The organism is Pseudonocardia sp. DxW (assembly GCF_058448985.1).
On the sequence record NZ_JBZFLK010000011.1, the window covers coordinates 55,520 to 82,018 of the forward strand.

Genomic DNA, 26,499 nt, shown 5'->3' on the forward strand with positions numbered 1-26,499 from the left:
GGCCACCATTCCGCTATGGCCGTTGACACCCCCACCGGCGTCCGCTCGCCCGGCACCACCCCCGCCGACGCGACCACCGCCCCCGTCACCGTCTCGTTCACCCGCCGCGCCGATCCCGGGCACGCCACCGAGATGGTCGCCTGGATCCGCTCCGGGCTGCTGCTGGCCGAGGGCTTCCCCGGATTCCTCGGCGGCGGCTGGGTCCGCACCCGCGGCGGGTCCGACGAGTGGCACATGCTCGCCCGCTTCGACTCCCCGGACTCGCTGGCCGGCTGGGAGGCCAGCCCGGAACGCCGCTGGTGGCTGGGCTCCGCGCAGGGCCTCGCCGAGATGACCCGCGCCGAGCGCCGCACCGGCATCGAGGGCTGGTTCGACGCCCCCGAGCAGGTCGAGGCCGTCGGCCCGGTGCAGGCCGGCCCGCCGCGCTGGAAGCAGGCGACCACCATCTGGCTGGCGTTCTTCCCGCTGAACCTGCTCGCCACCGTCACCCTGGGCGCGCTGATCGCGGACTGGCCGGTGGTGCCGCGCACCGCGGTGCTGACCCTCGTGCTGACCCCGCTGATGGTGTACCTGATCCTGCCCCGGATCACCCGGCTGCTCGGCTGGTGGCTGCACGGCCGACGGTTCCGGGACCGGCACCTCAGCCCCGCCGGCTGACCCGGCACATCCGCCCGGCTGATCATCCACGGGGGCCCCCGGACCGTCCGTTGCGCGGTCGCTACCGTCGTTCGGTGCTCACCTCGGAACCGACGGTCGCGGAACGGGAGCCGGTCGACACCGCACGTGACCGCCTCCGCCTGCGCTGGGCGGGCGGGCTCGGCCTGCTCGCCTTCGTGCTGGCCGTCGCCGTGCCGTTCCTCCCGGTGATCCAGCACGAGAACACGATCGTCTGGCCGTCGCCGTCCACCGGCACAGCCGACGTCAACGCCCCGCTGGTCGCGCTGCGCCCGGAGTCGATGTCGGTCACCGTGCCGGCCGAGGCGATCCGCAGCCTGGACGCGCGCACCCCCGGCCCGGCGACCGTGGTGTCCACGGTGCCGCCCGAGTCGCCGGAGGGCGCCCGCTCCGGGATGTCGCTGTCGGTCTCCGACGGCAGGCTGCTGCTGGTCAACCGTGGGCAGGAGCTGGTGGCGGCGCCGCTGCGGGACGGCCCGACGCAGGTGCGGATCACCTCCGACGCCCGGTCCAGCACCGTCGATCTCGGCTCCGGGGCGCAGACCTTCGAGGGCGACCTGCGGCCGCAGTCGGTCGGCGTCTACTCCGATCTGGACGCCGACCTCGATCCGCTCGCCGACACCGCCGTCCGGATCAGCCCGGACACCCGCTTCGACACCAGCCCGTCGGTCTGGAAGACGGCGGCGACCGTCGTGGCGAGCGTCGCACTGGTCGGCTCGCTGCTCGCTCTCGCCGGGGTGGACCGCCGGCTCGGCCGCAGCCCGCACCGGGCCGGGCGAGAGGCCGTCGGCGGGCTCGCCGGGCGGTGGCCGCCGCGGCTGCGCCGCTGGTGGTCCCGGGCCCGTCCACGCCCGGTCGATCTCGTGGTCACCGCGGTGCTGTTCGTCTGGATGGCGATCGGCGGCCAGACCTCCGACGACGGCTTCACCCTCGGCATCGTCCGGGACGTCCCGAGCTCGGGCTACGTCGGCAACTACTACCGCTGGTACGACGCCGCCGAGGCGCCCTTCGGCTGGTTCTACGATCTCTACGCGCTCTGGGTGCAGGTCTCGGACTCGCTGCTGTGGCTGCGGCTGCCGTCGGTGCTGATGGGCATCACCGCGTGGTGGCTGGTGTCGCGCGGCCTGCTGCCCCGGCTGGGCAGGCAGGCCCGCCGCTCGCACGCCGCGACCTGGGCCGCCGCCGCGGTGTTCCTGGCGTTCTGGATGGCCTACAACTCCGGCCTGCGCCCGGAACCGGTGGTCGTGGTGTGCTCGCTGCTCGCGCTGGTGTGCGTCGAGCGGGCGGTCGCCCTGCAGCGGCTGCTGCCGCTCGCGCTCGGCCTGTTCGCCGCGTCGATGGCGGTCGGCGCGAACCCGGCCGGGCTGATCGCCGTCGCCCCGTTCCTGGCCGCGGTCCGGCCGCTGTGGCGGCTGCTCAGCAGCCGGGTGCGGGCGTTCGGCCCGGTCCCGGTGCTCGCCCCGCTGCTCGCCGCGGGCACCGCGATCCTGATGATCGCCTGGGCGGACCAGAGCTGGGCCGCGGTCATCGAGTCCACCCGGATCCGCTCCGACATCGGCCCGGACTGGCCCTGGTACACCGAGATCGAGAACCGCTACGCGCCGCTGTTCGCCGGCACCGCGGACGGCTCGATCGCCCGCCGCTTCCCGATCCTGCTGGTCATGCTGTGCACGCTGGCCTGCGTCGCGGTGCTGATCCGCCGCTCCCGGATCCCGGGCGCCGCGCTCGGCCCCGCGCAGCGGCTGATCGGCAGCACGATCATCTCGTTCTTGATCTTCGCGATGACGCCGACGAAGTGGACCCACCACTTCGGCGACCTGGTCGGGCTCGGCGCCGGGATGGTCGCGCTGGCCGCGATCGCGACCGGATCGGACGCGCTGCGGTCGCTGCGCAACCGGCTCGCCTTCCTCTCGGCCGCGTTCCTGGTCGCCGCGCTCAGCGCCGCCGGGCCGAACACCTGGTGGTACACCAACAACTGGGGCGTCCCCTGGGCCGACGAGCAGCTGATGTTCGGCGGTTTCGAGGTCTCCACGGTGCTGCTGTTCGCGGCGCTGCTGCTGGCCGCCGGCGCCGGCGTCGAACACCTGCGCGGCATCCGCGAGGAACGCCATCCCGACCAGCTCGCCGGGCTGGAACGCGCGATCGGCCGGCTGCCGCTGGTCGGCCGCTGGTGGCGGGCCCGGGACTGGCGGCGGGACGCCTCGGCGGCACTGGCCGCCACCCGCAGGCTGCGGCTCACCTCCGCCCCGCTCGCCGTGCTCTGCGGGATGCTCGTGACGTTCAACCTGTGGTCGATGACCGCGGCGATGCAGAACCAGGCGGGCTCCTGGTCGATGGGCGCCGACGCGCTGACCCACCCGTTCGGCGGCTCCTGCGGGCTGGCCAGCCAGGTCTACGCCGAACGCAGACCGGCCGACGGCGTGCTCACCCCGGCACCGGAACCGAGCGGGATGGCCCCGCCCGCCAACCCCGATCTGCTCCCGACCGTCGCCCCGCCGCCCCCGCCGGGGGAGGCGACCGCCACCCCGGCCCCGCTGCCGCCCGGCGTCGTGCCGCCGAACAGCCCGGACGCGGAGCTGCTCAACCCGACCAGCGGCGGATCCGGGTTCCGCCGCGACGGGCTCCCGCCGACCGGCGGCGGCACCGGCGTCTCCGGGTTCGAGTACGTGCTGTCCGGCGGGCTGGGCAGCGACGTGGCCCCGGCGTTCGGCAGCTTCGACCCGTCCGGCCAGAACACCGGCACCCTGCGCACGCCGTGGGCCGAGCTCACCGCGGACCAACGGGCCGGCACGACCCCCCTGGTGGTGACGGCGGCCGGCCGGCTCGGCGGCGGCAACCGGCTGACGATCCAGTACGCGACCCGGCTCGACGACGGCCGGGTCCGGGTCGTGGAGCAGACCACTCTCGACGACGGCCGCGGCGAGGAGATGCCGTGGCGGGAGCTGCGGTTCGACATCCCGGAGGCCGCCCGCAGCGCCACCGAGGTGCGGATGGTGGTGCAGGACAACTCGGTCGGTGCCGACGGCTGGCTGGCCGTCGCACCGCTGCGCGCCCCGCAGCTCGCCCCGCTGTCCACCGTGGTCGCGGACCAGCCGATGTTCCTGGAGTACCCGGTGTCGCTGGCCAGCCCCTGCCTGCGCCCGTTCGCCACCTCGGGCGGGATCGCCGAGATCCCGGCGTACCGGCTGCAGGCCGACGGCAGCCGGATGCGGTCCGACGGCGAGGGCTGGTCCAGCCCGCAGGCCGGTGGCCCGCTCGGCTGGATCACCGTGATCGGCAAGCAGAACGAGCTGCCCACCTACCTGGAGGGCGACCCCGCCCGGGACTGGGGCAAGGTGCAGTCGATCCAGCCGTACCGGCCCGGCGCCGTCGGTCCCACGCTGGAGCGCACCGACCGGTTGCGCGCCGGGACCTACAGCTCGGGGCCGCTCCCGGAGCCGCCGCCGGGCATCCCGTCCCCGAGCCGCTGACCCGGCGCCGGCCGGGCCCGGTCCGGGCTCTCGGCCGCCGCCGGCCCGGTCACGGCCGTCGCCCCGGCCAGCCGGAGGATCTCGCCGGCGACCAGGTCCGGCTCGGTGACCGGGACCAGATGCCCGGACCGCAGCGCGAGCACGTGCCGGCGTTCCGGCCCGAGCGCGGCGCGGACGGCGTGCGCGGCGTTGAGCGCGGCCCGGACCCGGCGGCCGGTCCCGGTCGCCGCCGTCCCGGAGATGACGGTGACCGGGACGGCGCCGGTGTCCGGCGGGTCGGCGCGCAGCGCGCGCAGGTCGGTCACGGTGGACGCGGCCTCGGCGAGATGACCGGCGACGCCGGCCGGGGAGAGCCACTCGGCGCGCAGGTCCGCGGCCGCGTCGGCGGGCAGCCCGCGCCGCATCGGCGCCGACGCCCGGCGGAGCAGGCCGGTCCGGGCCAGCGCCGGCAGCAGCGCCGCGGTGATCCGCTCCTGCACCGCGAACTCCCGGGTGAAGTACAGCTCGCAGCCCTCGTCGGTCGGGTCGACCAGGACCAGCCCGGCCACCCGCTCCGGGCGGGCGGCCACGGCGACCCGCGCCACCGGGCCGCCCCAGCTGTGCCCGGCGAGCAGGTAGCGGTCGGCGCCGATCCGGTCGAGGACGTCGTTCAGGTCCATCGCGAGCCGGTGCAGGATCCGCGGGCCCGGATCGGGGGCGCTGCGGCCCAGCCCGGACCGGTCGTACACGACGACCGGGGCACGCCCGGCGATCGCGCGCTGCACCGCGGCCCAGGACGACCGGGTGGCCCCCATCCCGGCTTCCAGGACGACCGTCGGCATCCCGGGCGGACCGGGTGTGCGCTGCAGGAACAGCGTGCGGCCGTCCCGGGTGCGGACGTGGCCCGGTGTGCCCTGGGAGTGCGGCACCGCTGTCGCCCGGCCGGTCAGCCGCTGAACCGGACCGCGGGGGCGGGACGCCGGTCCGGATCGGCCCCGGACCCGGATCCGGACGCGGCGGCCCCGGATCCGGCCTCGGCGGATCCGGATCCGGACGCGGACGCCGGGTCGGGTGCGGAGCCGAACGGGGTGGCCGGCGCGAACGGCCCGCCGGGCGCAGCCTGCCCGGCGCTGCCCTCCCCGCCGGACACCGCAGGCTCGGCCCCGGAGTCGGGCCCGGTGTCGGCCCCGGTGCCGGGGACCGGATCGGCCGCCGCCTGCGCACCCCGCCGGTACGCCTCGACGACGCCGGACGGGATCCGGCCGCGTTCGGAGACCGCGTAGCCGTGCTCCCGGGCCCAGACCCGGACCGCCCGGTTCTGCTCGCGGACCGCCGGGTCCCCGTCCGCGCCCGGACGCGGCCCCGCCGGTGCTCTCGATGCCGACTGCGCCGTCGGTGCCGGCCCCGCCGCGCGACGGGCGCGCGGGGCACCGGCCGGGCGGGCGGCGGCGAGGAAGGGCGCCAGCTCCTCCCGGAGCCTGCGGGCGTTCCCGGCGCTCAGGTCGATCTCGAACCGGATCCCGTCGAGCCCGAAATCGAGGGTCTCGTCCGCATCGCCGCCGGTGATGTCGTCGACGAGCCGGGTCGTCTCGACCTTCGCCACTGCTGTTCCTCTCGCGTCGCCGGTCCGGGAGCCCGGTGGTCGGCACGAGCATAACGATGCGTGACCGGGCGACGGGCCGGACGGACGCGCCGCTCAGCAGCCCCCGCCGCCGTCACCGGCGCCGGAACCCGCGTAGCCCGCGGAACGGGCCCGGGGCCGCCCCGGGCGGGACGCCAGCCGCGCGCCGAGGGCCGCCACACCCGTCAGGGCGAGGCCGACCAGTACGAGTACACCGACCACCACGAGAACGTTCACGATGCTCTCCTCCCGGACGCGAGCTGGGTCACACTGCGAGTGCACCCGACGATAGGGCGGCGGGGGAGCGGCGGAGCCGGACTTGAGCAGTTCTTGAGGCCGCTACCGGCGCGTCTGCGGCACGATGTGGCCGTGCGCATCACGATCGACGATCTCAGCGGCCCGGCGGTCCTCGACCTCCTCGCCGATCATCTCGCCGACATGCACGCCCAGGGCCCGCCGGAGAGCACCCACGCGCTGGACGTGGCCGCACTGCGCGATCCGGCCGTCACCGTCTGGGCCTGCCACGACGACACCGGGGCGCTGCTCGGCTGCGCGGCACTGAAGGAGCTCGCCGACGACGACGGTGAGCTCAAGTCGATGCGGACCGCGCCGTGGGCGACCGGCCGCGGCGTCGGCGCCGGCCTGGTCCGGCACGTCGTCGGCGAGGCCCGCCGGCGCGGCTACCGGACGCTGCACCTGGAGACCGGCTCGACCGCGTACTTCGCGCCCGCCCGGCGGCTCTACCAGCGGCACGGGTTCGTGCCGTGCCCGCCGTTCGCGGACTACCCGGAGGACCCGAACAGCGTGCACATGCGCCTGGACCTGCCCGGGTGATCAGCGATCGGTGGGGGGGGGGGGGGGGGGGGGGGCCCCCCCCCCCCCCCCCCCCCCCCCGCCCCCCCCCCCCCCCCCCCCCCCCCGGGCGGCCCCCCCCCCCCACGACTACCCACCCGCAGCCGCCACAGACATCCCAGCGCGTTCCGCGGAACGCAGGACAACCCGCGCGCAGCCGCCGCGTCGCCACAGACACCCCGGCACGTTCCGCGGAACGCGTGACGGCCCGGCGCGTTCCGCGAAACGGTCGCCGGTCCTCCCAGTCCTCCCGACATCCCGCAGAACGGGCTGCGGACCGCTCCTGCGTTCCGCGGAACGCACGCCGGCCGCCGCACCCCGCCATCGACTGCCACCCCGGCGGCGCACTGCGCGGAGCAGGCCACACCCGGCACTGCCGCACAGCCCGTTACCCGGTCCGGCGCGTTCCGCGGAACGCATGCGGCGCCCCCGGGCGTCCACATTGCTGCCCGGCGGCCGACGGCCGCACACTGTCGGACCCCTGGTGCACACTCATGCGAACACACGTTCGATTCACATGGTCGACCCAGGGGGCACCGATGAGCACCGACCACGGCACCGGACCCGATCGGCAGCAGCTGCCGCCGCCGACACCGCTCCCCGAGCTGGAGTCGGAACTCCTGGGGCTGGCAGGCCACATCGCAGCGGCGGAATGCCGGTTCCTGCAGCTCCTCGCCGAGTTCGACCGCCGCGACGGCTGGGCCGGCGTCGGCGTGCGCTCGTGCGCCCACTGGCTGACCTGGCGGGCGGGCATGAGCATGCGGACCGCCACCGAGCACCTGCGCATCGCCCGCGCCCTGGAGAACCTCCCGCGGATCAGGGCGGAGTTCGCGGCCGGGCGGATCTCCTACTCGAAGGTCCGGGCGATCACCCGCGTGACCGGCTCGGACACGGCGGCCCTCGCCCGCATGGCCGACCGGATCACCGGGCCGTCCGCGACCGGATCGGCCACCGTACGCCCCGCCGGCACCTCTCGCGCAAGCGACCGGACCGGCCTCAGCACCGTCGCCGACACCGCCCCGAGCGCCGCCGATCGCACCGCCGCCCCGGATCCCGGCCACACCGACGACTTCGGCAGGGACGGCACTTTCCGCACCAACAGCACCAACAGCACTGACAGAACCGCCGGCACCGACGAGGACACCGCCGGAGCCGGCATCGTCGACTCCGACGCCGCCCCGGACTACGACGACCCGGACTCCGACGCCCCGGACTCCGACGCCCCGGACCGCGACGACCAGCGTTGCGACGACCAGGACTGTGACGAACAGGACCGTGACGAACAGGACCGTGACGAACAGGACCGTGACGAACAGGACCGTGACGAACAGGGTTGCGACGACCAGGACTGCCCCGACCAGGACTGCCCCGACCAGGACGACGACCGGGGCTGCACCGACAGAGACTGCGGCGACCAGGACTGCGCCACGGACGGGACCACGACCGGCGTCTCGGTCGCCGATCCCGAGGTCGCCGAGCAGATCCTGCTGGACCTCGCCCTCTCCGGAACCGCGAGCCACGTCGAGACGGTCGTCCGCGCGGTCCGCCGCCGAACCGCACCGCCCACCGTCACCGCCACCCGCCGTGGCCTGAGCTGGTACCACGACGCCGACGGGTCCCTCGTCCTGCGCGGCCGGTTCACCCCCGAGGACGGCGCGGAGCTCGTCGCGGCGATCTCGTCCCGGCTCACGGTGCCCGCCCCGGCCGGTCATGATCCCGAACAGGCCCCGGGTCCGGTTGCCGACCCGAGTGCGGCCCAGCGGGCCGACGCGCTGCTGGACCTCGTCCGCCAGCAGGAGGGCCGGGCCGGCGACGACGCACCGGCGGTCACCCGCGGCGAGGCCCGGGTCGTCGTGCACATCGACGCCGGAACCGGAACCGCCCGCCTCGCGAAAGGGCCGGAGATCCCCGGCCCCACCGCGGAACGGCTCGCCTGTGACGCCCACGGTCGCATCCTGCTCGACGATCGTCGCCGGAACCGGCTCTACCTGGGGCGCTCCCGCCGGCTCGCCTCCCCGGCACAGATCGCCGCGCTCACTGCACGCGACTGCGCCGACGGCGGAGGCTGCCGGTTCCCCGGCTGCGACAGCACCCGGTACCTGCACGCCCACCACGTCCGGCACTGGCTGCGCGGCGGACGCACGGACATCGACAATCTGGTCCTGCTGTGCGGGTTCCACCACCGGCTGGTCCACGACCACGGCTACCTGATCCACTACGCCGACGGGCGCTGGCAGTTCCGACGGGCCGACGGGACACCGGTACCCGGCGCCGGTGCGCCCCTGAGCGGCGACGACGGAGCGCTGGTCGCCCGGAACACCGGCGCCGGCCTCGGGATCGACGGCGACAGCCTCACCCCCGAGTGGTACGGCGACCGGCTCGATCCCGGGCTGATCCTGGACGCCCTGCTCCCTCCCGTCGTCCCGGGAACGGCTGCCTGAGGGCGCGGGACTACGCCCCGTCCAGGAACCGCGCGATCCGGGGAACCTGGCCGAGCACCGCGTGTCCGGAGCCGGGCACCAGCTCGACGCGCGCGTCCGGGCAGAGCCGCAGCAGCCGGTCTCGGGTCCGCACCGGATCGAAGACGCGGTCCCGCTCGCCCAGCAGCGCGAGCACCGGCATGGTCAACCGGCGGAGGGCGTCGTCGTCGAAGACCGGGAAGCGGGCGGTACGCGGACGGAAGTGCTCGAAGAGCAGGCAGATCTCGTCCAGCACCTCGGGGTGCTCGCGTCCGTCCAGCCCGGTGACGATCTCCGCGGAACGGCGCCGCCCGCCCGGCCCGAACGCGCTCAGCAGGAATGCCGGGGCGACCCTACGGAACGTCTGGCCGCCGATCCCCGCGGGGCAGACGAGTGCCAGCCGGTCCACCCGCCCCGGGTGCCGGATCGCGAAGTCGGTGGCCGTCCATCCGCCGAGCGAGATGCCGGCCAGGTCGGTGGCGCCGATCCCGAGACCGTCCAGGATCCCGGCGAGCCAGTCGGCGGTCGCCGACGTCGTGAGATCGAGCCGGACCGGGTCGCTGAGCCCGGGCTCACCGAGCAGGTCCACCAGCACCACACGCCGGGTGGCCGCCAGCAGCCCGATGTCGTCCCGCCACACCGCGCTGTTCGCCCCGGAGCCGTGCAGCAGCACCACCGGCCGACCCGCCGGGTCGCCGCAGGTCAGCACCGCCGTCGCGCCGGCGCCGGTCTCGACGCGGTGTCGCTGCAGCGGCACCGGCCAGCCGGCGAGCTGCCGCTCGTAGCGTTTCCGGACCGCGGTCGCGCCCGCCTCGCTCGTGTAGATGCCCGTCGCCCGCCCGGTCCGTCCCACCGGCCGATGACAGCACGGCCGGCCCTGCCGGCACCATCGGATTGCCGTGCCGGTAGACAATGCCGATGCGCTGGTACGCGGAACGCCCCGCCCGTCTGGCCCGGCAGGTCGTCGCCGACCTGCTCGCCGTCCTGTGGTCGGTCATCGCGGTGCTCGCCGGGATCGCGGTGCACGACGGGCTGCGCACCCTCGAGGGCCCAGGCCGCTCGCTGGTCGCCGCGGGCGGCCGGATGTCGGAGGTCTTCACTGGGATGTCCGGAGCCGTCTCGTCGCTCCCGTTCGTCGGCGCGGACCTCGCCGTCGCGCTCGACCCGGCGACCCGCGCCGGGGCGGATCTCGCGGCCGCCGGGCACGAGTTCGGCCGGACCGTGGGAATGCTGGCGACCGGTGCGCTGGTCGTCGTGCCGCTGCTGATGCTGCTGCCGGTACTGCTGGGCTGGCTGCCGCTGCGGCTGAACTACGCCCGCCGGGCCGGGGCCGCGGTCGCCGCCCGGGCGGGCGCGCCGGACCTGCTCGCCGTGCGCGCGCTGGCCCGGGTCCCGGTGGCCCGGCTGACCCGGGTGGCCCCCGACCCGGCGGCCGCGTGGCGGGCCGGGGACCCGGACGTCGTCGCCGGGCTGGCCGCGCTGGAGCTCACCTCGCTGGGCCTGCGGCCCCGGACCTGAGCCGACCGCGGCACGGCGGGATCCGCAGCAGCGGTCGGGGCAGCGGTGATCGTCAGGCAGGCCCCGGGTCCGGGTCCGGGGACGACGCGTGCGCCCAGTACCGGCGCGGGATCCGCCCGGCGTGCCGGGCGGCCCAGCCCGCCTCGACCCCGCGGCGCATCGCCGTGGCCATCCGCTCCGGGGCGGCGGCCCGGGTCACCGCGGTCGCGAGCAGCACGGCGTCGCAGCCCAGCTCCATCGCCAGCGCGGCCTCGGACGCGGTGCCGATTCCGGCGTCGAGCACCACCGGCACGCCCGCCTCGGCGACGATCATCTCGATGTTGTGCGGGTTGCGGATCCCCAGGCCGGTGCCGATCGGTGAGCCGAGCGGCATCACGGCGGCACATCCGGCCTGTTCCAGCTTGCGGGCGAGCACCGGATCGTCGTTGGTGTAGGGCAGCACGACGAACCCGTCGTCCACCAGCTGCTCGGCGGCGTCCAGGAGCTCCACCGGATCCGGCAGCAGGGTCCGCTCGTCGGCGACGACCTCCAGCTTCACCAGGTCGGTCTCCAGCGCCTCCCGCGCGAGCCGTGCGGTCAGCACCGCCTCGGCGGCGGTGCGGCAGCCCGCGGTGTTCGGCAGCACCCGGATCCCGAGCCGGCGCAGCAGGTCCAGCAGCCCGGTCCCGCCGGTGACGTCGACCCGGCGCAGCGCCACCGTCGTCAGCTCGGTCCCGGACGCGACCAGCGCCCGCTCCAGGATCTCCAGGTTCGCCGCACCCCCGGTCCCCATGATCAGCCGGGAGTCGAACTTCTCGTCGCCGATGATCAGCGGCGCGTCGGCCTGTCCGGTCATGGTCATCCTCCCTGCACCGCGGTCAGCACCTCGACCCGCGCACCGTCGGTGATCCGGTGCTCGTTCCAGGACGCCCGCGGCACCACCTCGCCGTCGACGGCCACCGCGATGCCCCGAGCGGGCAGCCCGGCGTCGGCGAGCACCCGGGCCAGCACCGGCTCGCCGTCGCCCTCGATCTCGTGGCTCTCGCCGTTCAGCACGATCTGCAACGTCAGCTCCTCTCGGCCCCGACCGGGTCGAACCGGCGGGGGTCGGCCGCATGGGCGGTGTCCGGCACGTCCCGGCCGCGCAGCAGCGCGGCGACCGCGGCGGCGGTGACCGGGACGAGCAGCATGCCGTTGCGCCCGTGCCCGGTCGCCACGAACATCCCGTCCGGCCCGATCCGGCCGATCAGCGGCAGGTTGTCCCGACTCCCCGGGCGCAACCCGGCCGCCGTCTCGGTCAGTTCGTACTCGGCGATCCCGGGCAGCACCCGTTCGGCGTCCCGGAGCAGGTCCCGCACCCCGCCGACGGTGACGGCGGTGTCGAACCCGTTCTCCGCGGTCGTCGCACCGATCACCAGGTCCCCGTGCCCGGGTACCACGCGGGGGACGGCGTACACCGGCCGCCCGTCGACGAGTGCGCGCACCGTCCGCGACGGCGGCGGCAGCGCGCCGGCCCGCCGGGTCAGCCGCAGGATCTCGCCCTTCACCGGGCGGACCAGCCCGTCCAGCGCCGGGTGCAGGCCGGCCGAGTGCGCCCCGGCGGCGAGCAGCACGGCGTCGGCGTCGATCGCGGTGCCGTCGGCCAGCCGCACGCCGGCGACCCGGCCGCCGGTCTCCCGCACCTCGGTGACGGCGCGCTCGTCGACGGTGACGCCCAGCCGCGCGCAGGCGGTGCGCAGCGCGGCGAGCAGCCGCCGGTTGTCCACCGACGGGTCGCCGGGCACCGACAGCCCGCCGCGGACGTCCGGACCGAGCGCGGGTTCGAGCCGGCGCAGCTCGCGGCCGGTCATCCGCTGCACCGGCCGGTCCAGCGACTCCAGGTACCCGGCGAGCGAGTTCAGCTCGTCCCGGTCCCCGGAGCCGGTGGCGACGACGACGGTGCCCTCGGGATGCATCCCGGCGTCGGCCCCGGCGTCGTCGGACAGGGCGCGGGCGAACTCCGGCCAGCGTGCGACCGAGTCCAGCCCGAGCGCCAGCAGGTCCTCCTCGCCCGGCCACGCCTCGGTGACCGGCGCCAGCATCCCGCCGGCCACCCAGGACGCCCCGGTCGCCGGCGCCGGGTCGAACACGGTGACCTGCCAGCCGGCCCGGGCCGCCTCGCGGGCCGCGGACAGCCCGATGGCACCGGCACCGGCGACGGCCAGCCGGCCGCTCCGAAGGGCGGTCATGGAACTTCCACCTCACTCCCTGCGCCGGCATGACCCGGATCAGGTTCGACGGTCGGGACCGCGGCAGGTCCCCTCTCAGCCCGCTCGCCGGGCTCCCGTGGTTCGTCTCGTGCCACCGTCAGGCTACGCCGTACCGTGCGGGCCGTGTCCCACACCGATACCCGCGTCCGTCGCCTGGACAGGCTCGCGGACGCCCGCCTCTACCTGTGCACCGACGCCCGCTCCGAGCAGGGCGACCTGGCCGACTTCGCCGACGCCGTGCTCGCCGGCGGGGTCGACATCGTCCAGCTGCGGGACAAGGGCGGCCCGGACGGGCCGCTGGAGGCGCGGGCCGAGCTGGCCGCCCTGGAGATCCTGGGTGACGCCTGCCGCAGGCACGGTGCGCTGCTCGCGGTGAACGACCGGGCGGACGTCGCGCTGGCCGCCGGGGCGGACGTGCTGCACCTGGGCCAGGACGACCTCCCGGTGCGCTGGGCGCGCCAGGTGGTCGGCGACGACGTGATCGTCGGCCGGTCCGCGCACAGCGCCGACGAGACGGCCACCGCGGCCGTCGAGGACGGCGTCGACTACTTCTGTGCGGGCCCGTGCTGGCCGACGCCGACCAAGCCGGGCCGTCCCGCCCCGGGCCTGGACCTGGTGCGCACGGTCGCGGACCGGGCACCGGAGCGGCCGTGGTTCGCGATCGGCGGGATCGACGAGCAGCGGCTCGACGAGGTGCTCGACGCCGGGGCCACCCGGATCGTGGTCGTCCGGGCGATCACCGGCGCCGAGGACCCGAGGGCCGCCGCCGAGCGGCTGCGCGCCCGCCTGCCCCATCGGACGCAGGCAGCAGGCGCGCCCGCGCCGCACCACTGAGCCGGGGCCGGCGGCGCACCGCACCGCTGGGCTCAGCCGGTGCCGCCGGTGGTGCCACCGTCCTGCCCGGACTGCTGCCGGCCGGACTCGGGCTGCTCGGTCGGCAGCACCCGGTTCAGCCGGTCCTGCAGCGAGTCGCCCTGTCCCGAGCCGGATCCGCTCTCCTGGCCGGGCTCGGAGGTGGCGGTGCTCTCCGCCGACTCCGAGGTGGACGTGCTGGTGCCGGTCTCCCCGGTCGAGGTCTCGGACTCGCTCGACCCGGTGTCGCCGGAGCCCGCGCCCTCGTCCTGCTCGGTGGTGTCCGTGGCCGGCGGGCCACCGACGGCGCGGCTGATCGAGGTGCCGCCGTCGCCGCCGCTGAGCGGCGAGCCCTTGATGAACTCGATGCCGGTGATCAGGAACATCGAGACGGCGAAGGTGACGACGCCGATCACCGCGGACACGATCACCGACTTACGGGTGAGACGCACCCGCCGGAACCGGCCGGGCGCCTGCTCAGCCGGGGCACGGCGGGTCCGGCCCGGTGCCGCCGCGGCACCGAGCAGCACGGTCTCCTCGCCGGTCGGGCCGGCGGCCCCGCGGACGACCGGCTCGCGCACCGGCAGCACCGCGCCCTTCTTCGCCAGCTCGACCGCCTTGGCCGCCTTGTCCTTGCTGACCTCGATCGAGCGGGTGAACAGGGTGGTGGCGAGCGTCGAGATGATCGAGCCGAGTGCGGCGCCGACCACCGTGCCGACGGCACCGAGGAACGACCCGAGGATCGCCGTGACAACCGCGGCACCGGCACCCGCGGCGATCTTGGTCGGGCTCAGGTCGGCCTTCAGCGACGTCTCACCGCCGGTCTTCTCGGTGCCGCCGTCCGCGCCGCCGGAACCGCCGCCGGGTCCGCCGCCGACCGGGCCGTGCGGGCCGCCGGGACCGGCCGCACCCGGGCTGCCGGGGTACGCCCTGATCTGCGGGTGGCCGCCCGGGGGCGTGCCCTGCGGGACGCCCGGGCCGGGCACCATCCGGGTGGGGCGCTGCACGGCCCGCGGGGACCGCGCCGTCGGGACGCCGGGGGGCGCACCCTGCGGCGGCCGGGACGGAGCGGAACGGCGCTGGACCGGGACGCGCGGCGCGTCCGGTGCGACGGGACGGCCGGAGGGGAACGGGTGAGCGGGGCGGCGTCCACCGGGGACACCACGCGGGTCGTCACCGGGGCCGGGCTCGGGGGGGCGCTGCTGAGGCATGGCTCCTTGCAAGGGTCGTGGTCCGGCGGCTCCGCACAGGTGAACGTCCCGGGGCGCGCGAACGCACCCGATGATCACCTGAAGTGGCAACCCTCACACGAGTGAGTGAAAGTCACGTTGTGATCACGATTCTACCGTGACCGGTCGTTGCGTCGCGTCACCGGGGGTGACGGATCCCCGGGTGATCGTCCGGCAGCGCCGTACGCAGCAACGGCCACGACGCGAGCACGCTCAGAGCCACCAGCACCGGGCTCAGGACGGTGCGCGCCAGCCCCAGCAGCACCACCTGGTCCGCGGCCCACAGCGGGAGGAACACGGCGAGCCGCACGACGTACTGCGACACCCACGCCCAGGACGCCCGCTGGTACCCGCGCAGCAGATCGGGATCGCGGCGCCAGCGGGCCCGCTGCCCCAGCAGACCGCCGACGATGACGCCGAGTAGCGGCCAGCGGACGACGATCGAGATCGCCCACGCCAGCGCGCTGCCGGCGTTCGACACGATCTGGACCAGGAAGAAGTCCGACGCCCGCCCGGTGATCAGCGCGATCGCCGCCGCGGCCACCACCCCGGCCAGCCCGAACAGCACCGCGCGCGGCTTGCGCCCGCTGCGGATCCGCCAGACCGCCACCGCGGCACCGGCCACGACCGCCGCCCCGGCGCCCCAGTTGATCGGGTAGACCGATCCGGCCCATCCGGCGGCCAGCCAGGCCGCCACGAAGGCGACCACCGGGACCGAGGCGTCGACGGCGCCGGCCCGACCGCCGAGCAACTCGGCCAGGCCGGGGTCCTGTCGGGGCGCTGCGTGGGGGGTCGGATCGGGGGCCACACGGTAAGGGTGCCCTATCCCGGGCCCGCGCGTCGACGGATCGGCTGTGGCACATCGCGGGAACCGCCGCGACAGATCACGGGAGCCCCGGCGGGCGGAGGGCCCGCCCCGGAGCGTCCGGGACGGGCCCTGCCGTCAACTGATGATCTTGTGGTGGTTAGCGCACCGGGGTGGCGTCACGCGCGCCGATGTACTCGGGGCGCGGCTTCGGCGCGTAGAACGGCTCCACGCACGCGTTCTCGACGCTGTTGAACACCAGGAAGATGTTCGACCGCGAGTACGGGGTGATGTTGTCGCCGGAGCCGTGCATGCAGTTCGAGTCGAACCAGGTCGCGGAGCCGGCCCTGCCGGTCATCATCGCGATCCCGTGCCGGTTCGCCATCGCCGTGATCGAGTCCGGGTCCGGGGTGCCGATCTGCTGCTCCTTCAGCGACGTCCGGTAGTAGTCCTCGGGCGTCTCGCCGACGCAGGACACGAACGTCCGGTGCGAGCCGGGCATGATCATGAGGCAGCCGTTGTACGGGTGGTTGTCGGTCAGCGAGATCGAGCAGCTGACCGCCCGCGGCGTCGGCATGCCGTCCTCGGCGTGCCAGGTCTCGAAGTCGGAGTGCCAGTAGAAGCCGCCACCGCCGAAGCCGGGCTTGTAGTTGATCCGGCTCTGGTGCACGTATACGTCGGACCCGAGGATCTGGCGGGCCCGCGACAGCACCCGCTCGTCGCGCACCAGGCGGGAGATCGCGTCCGAGATCCGGTGCACCTCGAAGATCGAGCGCACCTCGTCGGACGACTTCTCGATCACGCACCGCTCGTCGGAACGGACGGCCGGATCGTTCGCGAGACGGTCGAGCTCGGCCTGGTAGAAGGCGACCTCGTCGCCGGTGAGCAGGTCCGGGACCTGCACGAAGCCGTCGCGGGAGTGCGCCGCGAGCTCCTGCGCGCCGAACATCCCGGCACTCCCGGGCTCGCCCCACACCGTGGGCTCCACCCGCTCGATGAACGCGGGCTCCGGGGAGACCCGGGTGTAGTAGCGGTCACCCGCACCCTGCAGGCGGGTGAGATCGTCGCTGCCGGCCAGGGCAGTCATGGACATTCCTCCTTGCGGTGTCTCTCTTCTTCCCTTCGACGGGGGTCGGTCGGACCTGACGGACCGAAAGGGGCGTTCCCGCTGTCATACAGCGGAAACGCCCCGGTTTCGGACCTGCGCGTGCGGAGGAGGCTCAGCTCTCCTCGGTGATGAGCGGGTACACGCCGTTCTCGTCGTGCACCTCGCGGCCGGTCACCGGCGGGTTGAAGACACAGACGCACTTGATCTGGGTCTTCGGGCGCAGCTGGTGCCGCTCGTTGCCGTTCAGCACGTAGATGGAGCCCGGCTTGAGCTGGTACGTGACCTCGTTGTCCTTGTCGTAGATCTCGCCCTCACCCTCGGTGATGAAGACGGCCTCGATGTGGTTGGCGTACCAGAAGTCGTTGATCGTTCCGGCCCGCAGGGTGGTCTCGTGGACCGAGAAACCGATCTTGTCGTCGGCGAGCACGATGCGCTTGCTGCGCCACTGCCCGTTCTCGGACTCGACGTCCCGCTCTGTTCCGGTGATCTCGTCGATGGTGCGGACGATCATGTGGGTATCAGCTCCCGATGACGCTACGGACGGACTCGCCGATGATCGCAAGACCCTCGTCGATCTCGTCATCGGTGGTGGTGAGCGGAGGCAGGAGCTTGAGCACCTCGTCGTTCGGACCGGCCGTCTCCAGCAGCATCCGGTGCTCGAAGGCCTTGCCCGCGATCTTCTCCGCGAGCCCCTCCTCCTCGAACTGGATGCCGCGGGCGAGGCCACGCCCCTTGGCGAACATCTCGGTGCCCTGGTTGTCGGCGATGATCTTGTGGAAGCCCTCTTCGATCTTCTCGCCCTTGCGGAGGGTGTCCTTCTCCAGGGTGTCGTCGGACCACCAGTGCCGCAGCGTGTGCGTCGCCGTGACGAACGCCGGGTTGTTGCCGCGGAAGGTGCCGTTGTGCTCGCCGGGGCCCCACTGGTCGTACTCCGGCTTGATCAGCACCAGGGCCATCGGCAGGCCGTAGCCGGAGATGGACTTCGAGATCGTGACGATGTCCGGCTTGATCCCGGCGATCTCGAACGAGAAGAACGGCCCGGTGCGGCCGCAGCCCATCTGGACGTCGTCGACGACCAGCAGCAGGCCCTTGCGCCGGCACAGGTCCTCGAGGCCCTGCAGCCACTCGATCCGCGCCGGGTTGAGGCCGCCCTCGCCCTGCACCGTCTCGACGATCACCGCGGCCGGCTCGTTGAGGCTGGACCCGGTGTCGTCGAGGACCTTCTCGAACCACAGGAAGTCGGGCATCTTGCCGTCGAAGTAGTTGTCGAACGGCATCGGCGTGGAGTGCACCAGCGGGATGCCGGCGCCGCCGCGCTTCATCGAGTTGCCGGTCACCGACAGCGCGCCCAGGGTCATCCCGTGGAACGCGTTGGTGAAGTTGATCAGCGCTTCCTTGCCGGTGATCTTGCGGGCGAGCTTCAGCGCGGACTCGACGGCGTTGGCGCCCGTCGGGCCGGGGAACTGGACCTTGTACTCCAGGCCGCGCGGAGCGAGGATCTTCTCCTGGAACGTGTTCAGGAACTCGCCCTTGGCCGTGGTGTACATGTCCAGGCCGTGGGTGATTCCGTCGCGGCCGAGGTACTCCAGCAGCGGCTTCTTGAGCACCTCGGGGTTGTGCCCGTAGTTCAGTGCCCCGGCGCCACCGAAGAAGTCGAGGTAGGAGTTGCCGTCGACGTCGGTCAGCCGGCTGCCCTTGGCCGTGTCGAAGACGACCGGCCAGTTTCGGCAGTAGCTCCGGACCTGGGACTCGAGATCGTCGAAAACGGTCATGTGTTGTCAACCTTCTCTGCTGCGATCGGGCCGATGCGGTACAGGTGCTCCGGCTCGTGCTCGTCACCGAGCAGGTCCGGACCGAACAGGTCCTCCCGCTCGATCGTCGTGTCGTGTCGTCGGGCGAACGAGGTGAACAGGCGGATGGACGACTCGTTGTCCGGGGTGATGGTCGTCTCCATCCGGTCGGTGCCCGCCTCCCGCGCGGTCCGGTCCCACACCGCGTCCAGCATCCGGCCGGCGAGGCCGGCGCCGCGGGCGACCGGGTCCACGCACACCTGCCAGATGAACAGCGTTCGCGGCTGCCCGGGGCGCAGGTAGCCGGTCACGTAGCCGACCGGCCGACCGTCGTCCCGGCGGGCGATCACGGACGCGCCGGCGAAGTCACGGCACCAGAGGACGTAGGCGTAGCGGGAGTTCGCGTCCAGCGTCTGCGACTCCACCGCGAGCCGCCACATGAGCGCCCCGTCGGCCGGCTCCGGCGACACGATCTCGTACGAAGGGTCACCGTCGGCGTCGGCGTCGGACCGTTCCGGGGAGCTCGTGGCTCCGGAGGTCGACGCGGACGCCCGAGGTACGGCCTGCTCGGGTGCGATCATGTCGGACGAGATTAACGGCCCGGACGGGCCGTCGCAGCCGCTGACTGCCCGGACCACCGGCTCGGGCCATCGAAATTGTGACTGCGCGCACATCAGGCAACCGGGCGAATGAATCGGACGTCGTCCCAGCAAGCGGCCGGGTTCCGAGGGTCGCCGGGGCCCGTCGCCGCACGGTCCGGAGGGCGTGCAGAATCGGTCGTCGTGTCGCTCGCCACGCTCCGCGACGACCCGGGCCGCCGTTCGGCCGTTCGTGCGGATGCACTTGCATCTGCACGGGGCCGGGGTGACGATGGATGCTCCGCCGCACACGAACCGGAGGAGAGCCGTGTCGGTACCGCCCGCAGGTGCGCGTCAGGTGCCGTCGCCGACCCTCCCGGTCGAGCCGAACGTACCGGCTCCGGAGCAGAACGTGGCGGTCACCTGCGCCCGTGACGGGTACAGCCACGTCGTGCCGCACGCGGTGCTCGCCGACTCGCTGGCCTCCGGGACCGGGCACTGCACCGCGATGTGCGGGCACGTCGTGCTCCCTGCCTCGCTGGCCGCGCCGCCCGGCGACAGCTGCCTGCTCTGCGCCGAGACCACCGGGATCGGGCGCCGCGCCCCGCGCCGGCGTTCGTGGGCCTCCCTGGCGCGCTCGGTGCGCACCCCCTGACCCGTCCGCTCCCCCCGGCGACCTACCGGCCGCCGGCGACGTCGAGCACCGTGCCGGTCACGTAGCTCGCCTCGTCGGAGAGCAGCCAGGCCACCGCGGCCGCCACCTCGTCCGGACGCCCGGCGCGGCCCATCGGGATCGACGGCGCCATCCGGGCCGCCCGCCCGGGCTCGCCGGCCCTGGCGTGGAAGTCGGTGTCGAGCAGCCCCGGGCGGACCGCGGCCACCCGGATGCCGTCCGCGGCGACCTCCTTCGACAGGCCCACCACGAGCGCCTCGACGCCCGCCTTGGCCGCGGCGTAGTCGTTCCACTCGCCGGGCGAGCCGAGCACCGCGGCCCGCGACGTCACGTGCACCAGCACGCCACCGGCGCCGCCGTGCCGCGGCGACAGCGCGCGCACCGCCGACCGCGAGCAGATCAACGCGGCCCGCAGGTTGAGCGCGAGCACCCCGTCGATCCGCTCGTCGCTCATGTCCTCCAGCCGCTGCCGGGACGGCGCACCGCCGGCGTTCACCACCACCCCGCTGAGCGGGGCCGGCATGTCCGCCGCGAACTCGAACAGCTGCTCGACGCCCGCGGTGCCGGTCACGTCGGCGGCGACCGCGCGGGCCTGCACGCCCATCGCCCGGCAGTCGGCGACGACCCGCCCGGCCTCGCCGGGCGACGACCGGTGCGCCACGACGACGTCCCGCCCGCGGGCGGCCAGCAGCCGGGCGGTGGCCGCGCCGACCCCACGGGAGGCACCGGTGACGAGAACGGTCATGCCCGCAGTGTGCCCCGGCCGGGGGGGGCGGGGTCACCGACCCTGATCGTCCGGTCACTCCCCGTGGACAGTGCGCGCCGGGAGCGGTTCTGATGGGACCCGACCATCGACAGGCGGCGCCGGTGCCGCCGGGCGCGAAGGAGCTGATCGGTGCTTCCGAGTCTGGAACCGGTCGATCTGACCCGCTACCCGCTGCACGAGCCGGGCTCACCGCGCTGGGCGGCCGCCGTGCGGGCGGCGCGGGAGGCCCTGGACTCCGACGGCTGCGCGGTGCTGCCCGGCTTCGTGCGGGCGTCGTACCAAGACCGGCTGCGCGCCGAGGGTGAGCGGATCGCCCCGCTGGCCCACCACGAGAGCCGGGTCGTCAACGTCTACAACACCGAGCCGGACCCGGCGCTGCCCGCCGACCATCCCGCCCGGGTGCCGCTGCAGCGGGGCAACGCGTTCGTCGCCCGGGACCGGATCCCGGCCACCGGGCTGATCCACCGGCTCTATCCCGATCCGGCGTTCCGCGCGTTCCTCGCCGCCTGCGTCGACGTGCCGGAGCTGCACGAGCTCGCCGACCCGCTGGCCGGGCTGTGCCTCAACGTCGTCGCCGACGGCCGGTCGCACCCGTGGCACTTCGACACCAACGAGATCGCGATCAGCCTGCTCACCCGCGCGCCGGAGCAGGGCGGGATCTTCGAGTACGTCCCGGGCATCCGGTCCGCCGACGCGGAGAACACCGCCGAGGTCGCCGCCGTGCTGGCCGGCGAGGGCGGCGACCGGGTGCGCAGGCTCCGGCTGCGCCCCGGTGACCTGCAGCTGTTCCGCGGCCGGTACTCGCTGCACCGGGTCACCCAGGTGCGCGGCGCGACCGCCCGGCACACCGCGATCTTCTCCTACAGCGGACGCCCCGGGGTGGTCGGCAGCGCCGAACGCACCCGGCAGCTGTTCGGCCGGGTACTGCCCGCGCACGGGGGGCCACGTTCCGTCCGGGTCGACGGGCTGATGGACTGATCGCGTGACGGAGCAGACACCCTCGACCTTCGCGGCCGACGACGACCTCCCGAAGGTTCCGCTGCCCACCCTGTCCGCGTCGGTGGACCGCTTCCTGGAGTGGTGCGCGCCGCTGCTCACCCCCGACGAGTACGCTCGCACCGCCGACGCCGCGGCCGAGCTGCTCGTCCCCGGCGGCACCGCGTCGGTGCTGCAGGCCGACCTGGAGCGGTTCGACGCCTCGGCGCACAGCTGGCTCGACGAGTTCTGGCCGTCGCGCTACCTCGGCCGCCGGGACCGGATCGCGCTGAACGCGAACTTCTTCTTCCTGTTCGGGCCGGGCACCGCCGACCAGTGCCTGCGCGCCGCCGAGCTGGCGACCGCCGCGATCGGGCACAAGGTGGACCTCGACGCGGGCACGTTCCCGCCGCCCGCCGGCCGGGGCGGCCCGCAGTCGATGGACCAGAGCAGGCACATCTTCTCCACCACCCGGATCCCGGGTGACCCGCAGGACACCGTCCGCACCCCCTACAGCGACGCGTGGCCGGGCCCGTCCACCGAGTCCCACGTGGTGGTGCTGTCCCGGGGCCGGATCCACCGGCTCGACGTGTTCGGCCCGGACGGCGCGCTGCACACCGTCGACGAGATCGCCGGCGCGCTGCGCGCGATCCGCTCCGCGCATGCCGCGCGCGCCGGGCTCGACGAGGCGGTCGGCTCCCTCACCACCCTCCCCCGCGCCGAGTGGGCGGCCGTGCGGGACCGGCTGACCGGGCTCGCCCCGTCGAACGCCGACGCCGTCGATCTCGTCGAACGGGCGCTGTTCGCGATCTGCCTTGACGACGACGTCCCGGGCGACGAGAGCGCGGCCGCCCGGACGCTGCTGGCCGGGGACTCCGGGAACCGCTGGTTCGACAAGGCGCTGTCGATCGTGGTGCTGCCCGACGGGACCGCCGGGGTGAACATCGAGCACTGCGAGCTGGACGGCACGACCGTGCTCACCCTGGTCGACGCGATGTTCGCGGACAGCGTCGCGACGCACGCCGAGCGGGCCGGGGCCCGCCCGCAGGGCTCCCCGGCCGTCACCGAGCTGGAGTTCGTGCTCGACGACGACCTGCGCGGCACCGTCCGGCGGGCGCACGAGGGGTTCGCGGCGTTCCTCGACGCCACCGCGACCACCCTGGTCGCCGTCGACGACTTCGGCGCCGACACCGCCAAGGCGCTGGGCGTCTCCCCGGACGCCTTCGTGCAGGCCGCCTACCAGGTCGCCCACCGGCGCGCGAAGGGCGTCACCGGCGCCACCTACGAGTCGATCGCGACCCGGCAGTTCCGGCGCGGGCGGACCGAGGCGATGCGCGTGGTCACCCCCGAGATGGTGGCCTTCGTCGACCTGATGCAGGACCCGCAGGCCTCCGCCGACGACCGGCGCACCGCGCTGCGGGCCGCCGCGGACGCGCACGTCGCCCGCGCCCGGCAGTGCCAGCAGGGCGACGCGCCCGAGCAGCACCTGTGGGAGCTGGAGTGGATCCAGCGCCGCCGCGGCGCCGGGCTCGGTGCAACCGGGCCGCTCGCGGTGTTCTCCTCGCCGGGCTGGACGATCATGCGCGACGACTGGCTGTCGACCAGCTCCGCGCCGTCGCGCAACGTGCGGTACTTCGGCTTCGGGTCGACCAGCTCGCGCTGCATCGGCGTCGCTTACGTGCTGCTGCCGGACCGGTTCCACCTGCACCTGTCCACGCCCGCCGACCAGGCCGAGCCGATGGCGGCGTTCGCGCGCGAGCTGCGGGTGGTGATCGGCGAGCTGGTGGCGCTACTGGAGCGGTAAACCGCTGGCCGCCGGATGAGCGCCGTGCTGGGCTCCGCCGATGGAGAGATTCCTCGTCACCGGCAGCTCGGGGCACCTCGGGGAGGCCCGGCAGAAGTTCGTCGACAGCAACGTCTCGGGCACCCTCGCGGTGCTGGAGGAGGCCGCGTCCGCCGGGGTGCGCGGCGTCGTGTTCACCTCGTCGACCAGCGCGTTCGGCCGGGCGCTGAGCCCCACCCCCGGCGGGCCGGCGACCTGGATCGACGAGAGCGTCGTGCCGCGGGTGCGCAACGTCTACGGCGCCACCAAGACCGCCGCCGAGGAGCTGTGCGAGCTGGCGGCGCAGGATCCGGGGCTGCCGGTGGTGGTACTGCGGACCTCGCGGTTCTTCCCGGAGGCCGACGACCGGGAGGAGGTCCGGCTGCGGTTCGACGACGCGGCGTCCAAGCTGGTCGAGTTCTGCCACCGGCGGGTCGATCTCGCCGACGTGGTGTCGGCGCACCTGGCGGCGGCCCGGCGGGCGCCGGAGCTCGGCTTCGCCCGATACGTGATCAGCGCACCCACCCCCTTCACCCGCGACGACCTCCCCGAGCTCGGCCGGGACGTTCCCGCGGTGCTCGCCCGCCGGGCGCCGGAGGTGGCCGCGCTGCTGCGCGAGCGGGGCTGGGCGGTGCCGGAGGTGGACCGCGTCTACTCGTCGGCGCGCGCGGTCGCCGAGCTGGGCTGGCGGCCGCGGTGGGACGCCGGAGCGATCGCCGCACGGCTGCGCTCCGGGGCCGGTCCGGGCAGCCCGCTCGCCGCGGCCGTCGGGCCGAAGGGTTACCACGCAGAGCCGACCGGCGTGTACACACCGTGAGATCGACTCACCGGACCAGGTGACTGTAGGACGCAAGGGCTAACGCCGCGGGTGCGTGCGGCGGTATGGGTGACACAGCAGCATCCACTCCCTCAGCACAGACCTCTCTGCACCGACCCACTCAGCACCGCCCCACAGCGCTTGCCCCTCAGCACCGAGCCCGGAGGTCCGCATGACCGGCCCGCACCAGCCCCGGCCCCACCCCGCCGACGGGACCGCCGGTGCACGGCCGTCCCCGCAGCCCCGGCACGGCCGCTCCGAGCACGACTTCCCGGAGGACTCCTACCAGGGCGACCAGCACGGCGGCGGCTATCCGGACCTGCGGGCCGCCCGGCCCACCGAACGCCCGGTCCCCTCCGCCGAGGGCCCCGACGACCTGTACGGCGAGCGCCCCGCCGGGCCGGGCGGCTACGGCGACCCGGGTGGCTCCGGCGACCCGGGCGGTTCCGGCGGCTACAGCGGGCCGGGCAGCTACAGCGAGCCGGGCGGTTACGGCGACTACGGCGATCCCGGCGACCCGGGCAGGCACGGCCGTCCCACCCCTCGCGGGCAGGCCGACCGGGACCACCGTGGCTATGGCGGTGAGGTGCCCGAGCCGGAGCCCGGTGCGGCCGGCCAGCCGGGCTACCTCGAACCGTCCCCGGCGGCCGCCACCCGCCGGCCCACCCACGGCGCCGGGCCGTCGCGCGGCGCCGGCTCCCGCCCCGGATACGGCGAGTACGGCGATCCGGCGTCGCGCGGCGGGACCGCGATCGACGGCGGCCCGCCCTACGCCGCCCCGGCGGCCGCGCCCGCCGGAGCGGGCTCAGGCTCGGAATCGGAATCGGGAGCGGGCTCGGGGCCGGGGACGGCGGTGGCCGAGCGGGCCGACTCCGACCTGGCGACCGGGCCGACCGCGGCCGTGCCGGCACAGCGCGGGGCGCCCGCCGGCCCGGTCCCGGGCGCGGCCTCCGCCACTGCCCCGGCCACCGCGTCGAACCCGGCCCCGGCTCCGGCCACGACCGCCGGGAACCGGCCGGCCACCGTCGCCGAGGCCGCCGCCGCCCGGTTCGGCAACCAGGGCGGCGCGCCGTCCAGCGGATCCGCGCCGGCCCCGGCCGCCGCCCAGGCATCCGCTCCGGCCGATGCACCGGCGGCTGCACCGGCATTCGTTCCGCGGCGGGACCCGGCCGCACTCACCGTGCTCCGGGTGATCACCTACGTGCTGGTGTCGCTGTCCTGCCTGATCTTCCTGGCCGGTGCGGTGTACGGCGTCGTCGCCTGGCTGGAGCTGCGCGAGGCGCTCAGCACCTCGCCGCTGTTCGGCGGGATCGGAGGCTGATCCGGACACCCGGCCGGGCTCACAGCCGGGCCAGCACCTCGCGCAACCGTGCGTCGAACGCGGCGGGATCCTCCATGAACCCGATGTGCCCGCCCGGGAACCGCTCGGGCGTCACACCCAGCCGGTCCGCCAGCGCGCGCGAGGTCAGGTCGCAGAGCTGGTCGCCGGAGTCCGCGCCGATCCCGACGGTTACCCGGCGGCCGCGCAGGGCGTCGAGATCGGGCACCCACCGCCCGGTCTCGCGCATCTCGTGCAGGAAGAAGTGCCGCTCGTCGGCCGCCTGGCGTTCCTGGTCCGGCTCCGGACCGTCGGCCCCGGGCAGGCCGGTCGCGGCGGTCTCGCCCGGGCCGTCCCCCGGCCCCTCGGTGGGGTCCGCCGCCGGCGGCCCGACCGGCAGGTTCGCTGCCTCCATGAACAGCGCCCAGGCCGCACCGGCGCCCTGCTCCCGGTAGCGCCGCACCATCTCGTCGTTGGTGGCCCGCCGGGCGGCCGCATCGGGCAGCAGCTCCTGCAACGGCGGCTCGTGCGCGACGACGGCGTGCACCAGCTCGGGCCGCGCCTGCAACAGTGCGAGCGAGACGACCGCACCGCCGCTCGACCCGAACAGCGTCGCCGGCCCCTGGCCGAGGTGCTCGACCAGCGCCGCGAGGTCCGCGGCGCGCAGCGGCACCGGGGAGTCGGCGTCGACATCGTCGACCGGGCTGCGGCCGGTGCCGCGCGGGTCGAACGTGACGACGGTGTGATCGGCTGCGAGCAGCGCGGCCGTCGCGGCGAACCCGTCCGCCCCCATCGGGGACCCGACGAGCACCAGCAGCGGGCCGGTCCCGCGGACGTCGAAGTGGATACGGGCCCCGGCGACGTCCAGCACGGCGTCGGTGAGGGTTCCTGCGGTTTCTGCGGTGCCGGTCACGGGGTACCTCCGGTCGGTTCGGCCTGCACGGGTTCCGACCGGCGGCGGACC

At 74.9% G+C, this 26,499-nt stretch carries 26 protein-coding genes and 1 riboswitch; of the genes, 11 read left to right on the forward strand and 15 right to left on the reverse strand.

The genetic code is table 11. The features are described 5' to 3' along the window. Positions 1-15 precede the first annotated feature (15 nt). Both ACVJO7_RS18270 and ACVJO7_RS18275 read left to right on the forward strand, forming a co-directional pair. A complete protein-coding gene (locus tag ACVJO7_RS18270; RefSeq protein ID WP_491673884.1) occupies positions 16-657 on the forward strand; it encodes an antibiotic biosynthesis monooxygenase in 642 nt (213 codons plus the stop codon). A gap of 74 nt (positions 658-731) precedes the next feature. Then, complete coding sequence (locus ACVJO7_RS18275) at positions 732-4,145, forward strand: arabinosyltransferase domain-containing protein (RefSeq protein ID WP_491673885.1); 3,414 nt, start codon at positions 732-734, stop codon at positions 4,143-4,145. Here the strand turns inward: ACVJO7_RS18275 and ACVJO7_RS18280 are convergent. The 3 genes from ACVJO7_RS18280 to ACVJO7_RS18290 all read right to left on the reverse strand — a co-directional run bounded on the left by ACVJO7_RS18280 (position 4,088) and on the right by ACVJO7_RS18290 (position 5,982). Next, complete coding sequence (locus ACVJO7_RS18280) at positions 4,088-5,053, reverse strand: alpha/beta fold hydrolase (protein ID WP_491673886.1); 966 nt, start codon at positions 5,051-5,053, stop codon at positions 4,088-4,090. The genes ACVJO7_RS18275 and ACVJO7_RS18280 overlap by 58 nt on opposite strands. 17 nt (positions 5,054-5,070) lie before the next feature. Continuing rightward, the gene (locus tag ACVJO7_RS18285; RefSeq protein WP_491673887.1) at positions 5,071-5,727 is read right to left on the reverse strand and encodes a histone-like nucleoid-structuring protein Lsr2; all 657 of its coding nucleotides are present in this window, start codon (positions 5,725-5,727) and stop codon (positions 5,071-5,073) included. Between the two features lie 93 nt (positions 5,728-5,820). After that, positions 5,821-5,982, reverse strand: coding sequence for a hypothetical protein (locus ACVJO7_RS18290; RefSeq protein WP_491673888.1), 162 nt, complete (start codon positions 5,980-5,982; stop codon positions 5,821-5,823). 132 nt (positions 5,983-6,114) lie between these two features. Here ACVJO7_RS18290 and ACVJO7_RS18295 point away from each other — a divergent pair, with 132 nt between their 5' ends. Together ACVJO7_RS18295 and ACVJO7_RS18300 are read left to right on the forward strand one after the other, a co-directional pair. Continuing rightward, a complete protein-coding gene (locus ACVJO7_RS18295; RefSeq protein WP_491673889.1) occupies positions 6,115-6,579 on the forward strand; it encodes a GNAT family N-acetyltransferase in 465 nt (154 codons plus the stop codon). Positions 6,580-7,136: 557 nt separating this feature from the next. Next, positions 7,137-9,038 carry an HNH endonuclease signature motif containing protein gene (locus ACVJO7_RS18300; RefSeq protein WP_491673890.1) on the forward strand — a complete coding sequence of 634 codons (1,902 nt, stop codon included), beginning with the start codon at positions 7,137-7,139 and terminating at the stop codon, positions 9,036-9,038. Between the two features lie 10 nt (positions 9,039-9,048). On the opposite strand, the gene ACVJO7_RS18305 is transcribed toward ACVJO7_RS18300, so the two are convergent. Next, positions 9,049-9,909 carry an alpha/beta fold hydrolase gene (locus ACVJO7_RS18305; protein WP_491673891.1) on the reverse strand — a complete coding sequence of 287 codons (861 nt, stop codon included), beginning with the start codon at positions 9,907-9,909 and terminating at the stop codon, positions 9,049-9,051. Positions 9,910-9,974: 65 nt separating this feature from the next. On the opposite strand from ACVJO7_RS18305, the gene ACVJO7_RS18310 reads away from it, so the two are divergent. After that, positions 9,975-10,574, forward strand: coding sequence for a hypothetical protein (locus tag ACVJO7_RS18310; RefSeq protein WP_344021159.1), 600 nt, complete (start codon positions 9,975-9,977; stop codon positions 10,572-10,574). Positions 10,575-10,626: 52 nt separating this feature from the next. Here ACVJO7_RS18310 and ACVJO7_RS18315 read toward each other — a convergent pair whose 3' ends face one another. The 3 genes from ACVJO7_RS18315 to thiO all read right to left on the reverse strand — a co-directional run bounded on the left by ACVJO7_RS18315 (position 10,627) and on the right by thiO (position 12,781). Then, the gene (locus ACVJO7_RS18315; protein ID WP_491673892.1) at positions 10,627-11,409 is read right to left on the reverse strand and encodes a thiazole synthase; all 783 of its coding nucleotides are present in this window, start codon (positions 11,407-11,409) and stop codon (positions 10,627-10,629) included. A gap of 2 nt (positions 11,410-11,411) precedes the next feature. After that, on the reverse strand, positions 11,412-11,609 hold the full coding sequence (thiS, locus tag ACVJO7_RS18320) for a sulfur carrier protein ThiS (RefSeq protein ID WP_425563609.1): 198 nt from the start codon (positions 11,607-11,609) through the stop codon (positions 11,412-11,414). Between the two features lie 11 nt (positions 11,610-11,620). Beyond that, positions 11,621-12,781: a glycine oxidase ThiO gene (gene thiO, locus ACVJO7_RS18325; RefSeq protein WP_491673893.1), complete on the reverse strand. Its 1,161-nt coding sequence runs from the start codon at positions 12,779-12,781 to the stop codon at positions 11,621-11,623. Beyond that, positions 12,780-12,887: riboswitch (TPP riboswitch) on the reverse strand. (Overlaps the previous gene by 2 nt.) Before the next feature lie 29 nt (positions 12,888-12,916). Here thiO and thiE point away from each other — a divergent pair. Next, on the forward strand, positions 12,917-13,636 hold the full coding sequence (thiE, locus tag ACVJO7_RS18330; RefSeq protein ID WP_344021167.1) for a thiamine phosphate synthase: 720 nt from the start codon (positions 12,917-12,919) through the stop codon (positions 13,634-13,636). A gap of 32 nt (positions 13,637-13,668) precedes the next feature. Here the strand turns inward: thiE and ACVJO7_RS18335 are convergent, their stop codons facing one another. The 6 genes from ACVJO7_RS18335 to ectA all read right to left on the reverse strand — a co-directional run bounded on the left by ACVJO7_RS18335 (position 13,669) and on the right by ectA (position 19,167). Continuing rightward, a complete protein-coding gene (locus ACVJO7_RS18335; protein ID WP_491673894.1) occupies positions 13,669-14,661 on the reverse strand; it encodes a hypothetical protein in 993 nt (330 codons plus the stop codon). Positions 14,662-15,022: 361 nt separating this feature from the next. Next, positions 15,023-15,691 carry a DUF3159 domain-containing protein gene (locus tag ACVJO7_RS18340; RefSeq protein ID WP_491673895.1) on the reverse strand — a complete coding sequence of 223 codons (669 nt, stop codon included), beginning with the start codon at positions 15,689-15,691 and terminating at the stop codon, positions 15,023-15,025. A gap of 157 nt (positions 15,692-15,848) precedes the next feature. Next, positions 15,849-16,775, reverse strand: coding sequence for an ectoine hydroxylase (gene thpD, locus ACVJO7_RS18345; protein WP_491673896.1), 927 nt, complete (start codon positions 16,773-16,775; stop codon positions 15,849-15,851). Positions 16,776-16,908: 133 nt separating this feature from the next. After that, positions 16,909-17,307, reverse strand: a complete 399-nt coding sequence (locus tag ACVJO7_RS18350) for an ectoine synthase (protein ID WP_491673897.1) — start codon at positions 17,305-17,307, stop codon at positions 16,909-16,911. 7 nt (positions 17,308-17,314) lie between these two features. After that, complete coding sequence (gene ectB / locus ACVJO7_RS18355) at positions 17,315-18,568, reverse strand: diaminobutyrate--2-oxoglutarate transaminase (protein ID WP_491673898.1); 1,254 nt, start codon at positions 18,566-18,568, stop codon at positions 17,315-17,317. Continuing rightward, on the reverse strand, positions 18,565-19,167 hold the full coding sequence (gene ectA, locus ACVJO7_RS18360; RefSeq protein ID WP_491673899.1) for a diaminobutyrate acetyltransferase: 603 nt from the start codon (positions 19,165-19,167) through the stop codon (positions 18,565-18,567). Before ectA ends, ectB begins: the two co-directional genes overlap by 4 nt. 355 nt (positions 19,168-19,522) lie before the next feature. Here ectA and ACVJO7_RS18365 point away from each other — a divergent pair, with 355 nt between their 5' ends. Next, a complete protein-coding gene (locus tag ACVJO7_RS18365; protein ID WP_491673900.1) occupies positions 19,523-19,819 on the forward strand; it encodes a hypothetical protein in 297 nt (98 codons plus the stop codon). Between the two features lie 22 nt (positions 19,820-19,841). On the opposite strand, the gene ACVJO7_RS18370 is transcribed toward ACVJO7_RS18365, so the two are convergent. Next, entirely contained in the window at positions 19,842-20,582 is a 741-nt protein-coding gene (locus ACVJO7_RS18370; protein ID WP_491673901.1) for an SDR family oxidoreductase, read from the reverse strand. Positions 20,583-20,732: 150 nt separating this feature from the next. On the opposite strand from ACVJO7_RS18370, the gene ACVJO7_RS18375 reads away from it, so the two are divergent. From ACVJO7_RS18375 to ACVJO7_RS18390, 4 genes are all read left to right on the forward strand, one after another. After that, positions 20,733-21,581 carry a HalD/BesD family halogenase gene (locus ACVJO7_RS18375; protein WP_344021186.1) on the forward strand — a complete coding sequence of 283 codons (849 nt, stop codon included), beginning with the start codon at positions 20,733-20,735 and terminating at the stop codon, positions 21,579-21,581. Positions 21,582-21,585: 4 nt separating this feature from the next. Then, entirely contained in the window at positions 21,586-23,382 is a 1,797-nt protein-coding gene (locus ACVJO7_RS18380; RefSeq protein ID WP_491673902.1) for a choline/carnitine O-acyltransferase, read from the forward strand. A gap of 40 nt (positions 23,383-23,422) precedes the next feature. Further along, positions 23,423-24,217, forward strand: a complete 795-nt coding sequence (locus ACVJO7_RS18385) for an NAD-dependent epimerase/dehydratase family protein (protein WP_491673903.1) — start codon at positions 23,423-23,425, stop codon at positions 24,215-24,217. A 172-nt stretch (positions 24,218-24,389) separates the two neighbouring features. After that, on the forward strand, positions 24,390-25,538 hold the full coding sequence (locus tag ACVJO7_RS18390) for a hypothetical protein (RefSeq protein ID WP_491673904.1): 1,149 nt from the start codon (positions 24,390-24,392) through the stop codon (positions 25,536-25,538). A gap of 19 nt (positions 25,539-25,557) precedes the next feature. Here the strand turns inward: ACVJO7_RS18390 and ACVJO7_RS18395 are convergent, their stop codons facing one another. Then, positions 25,558-26,448 (reverse strand): alpha/beta fold hydrolase, encoded by an 891-nt coding sequence (locus ACVJO7_RS18395; RefSeq protein ID WP_491673905.1) that lies wholly within the window; start codon positions 26,446-26,448, stop codon positions 25,558-25,560. Between the last annotated feature and the right edge of the window lie 51 nt (positions 26,449-26,499).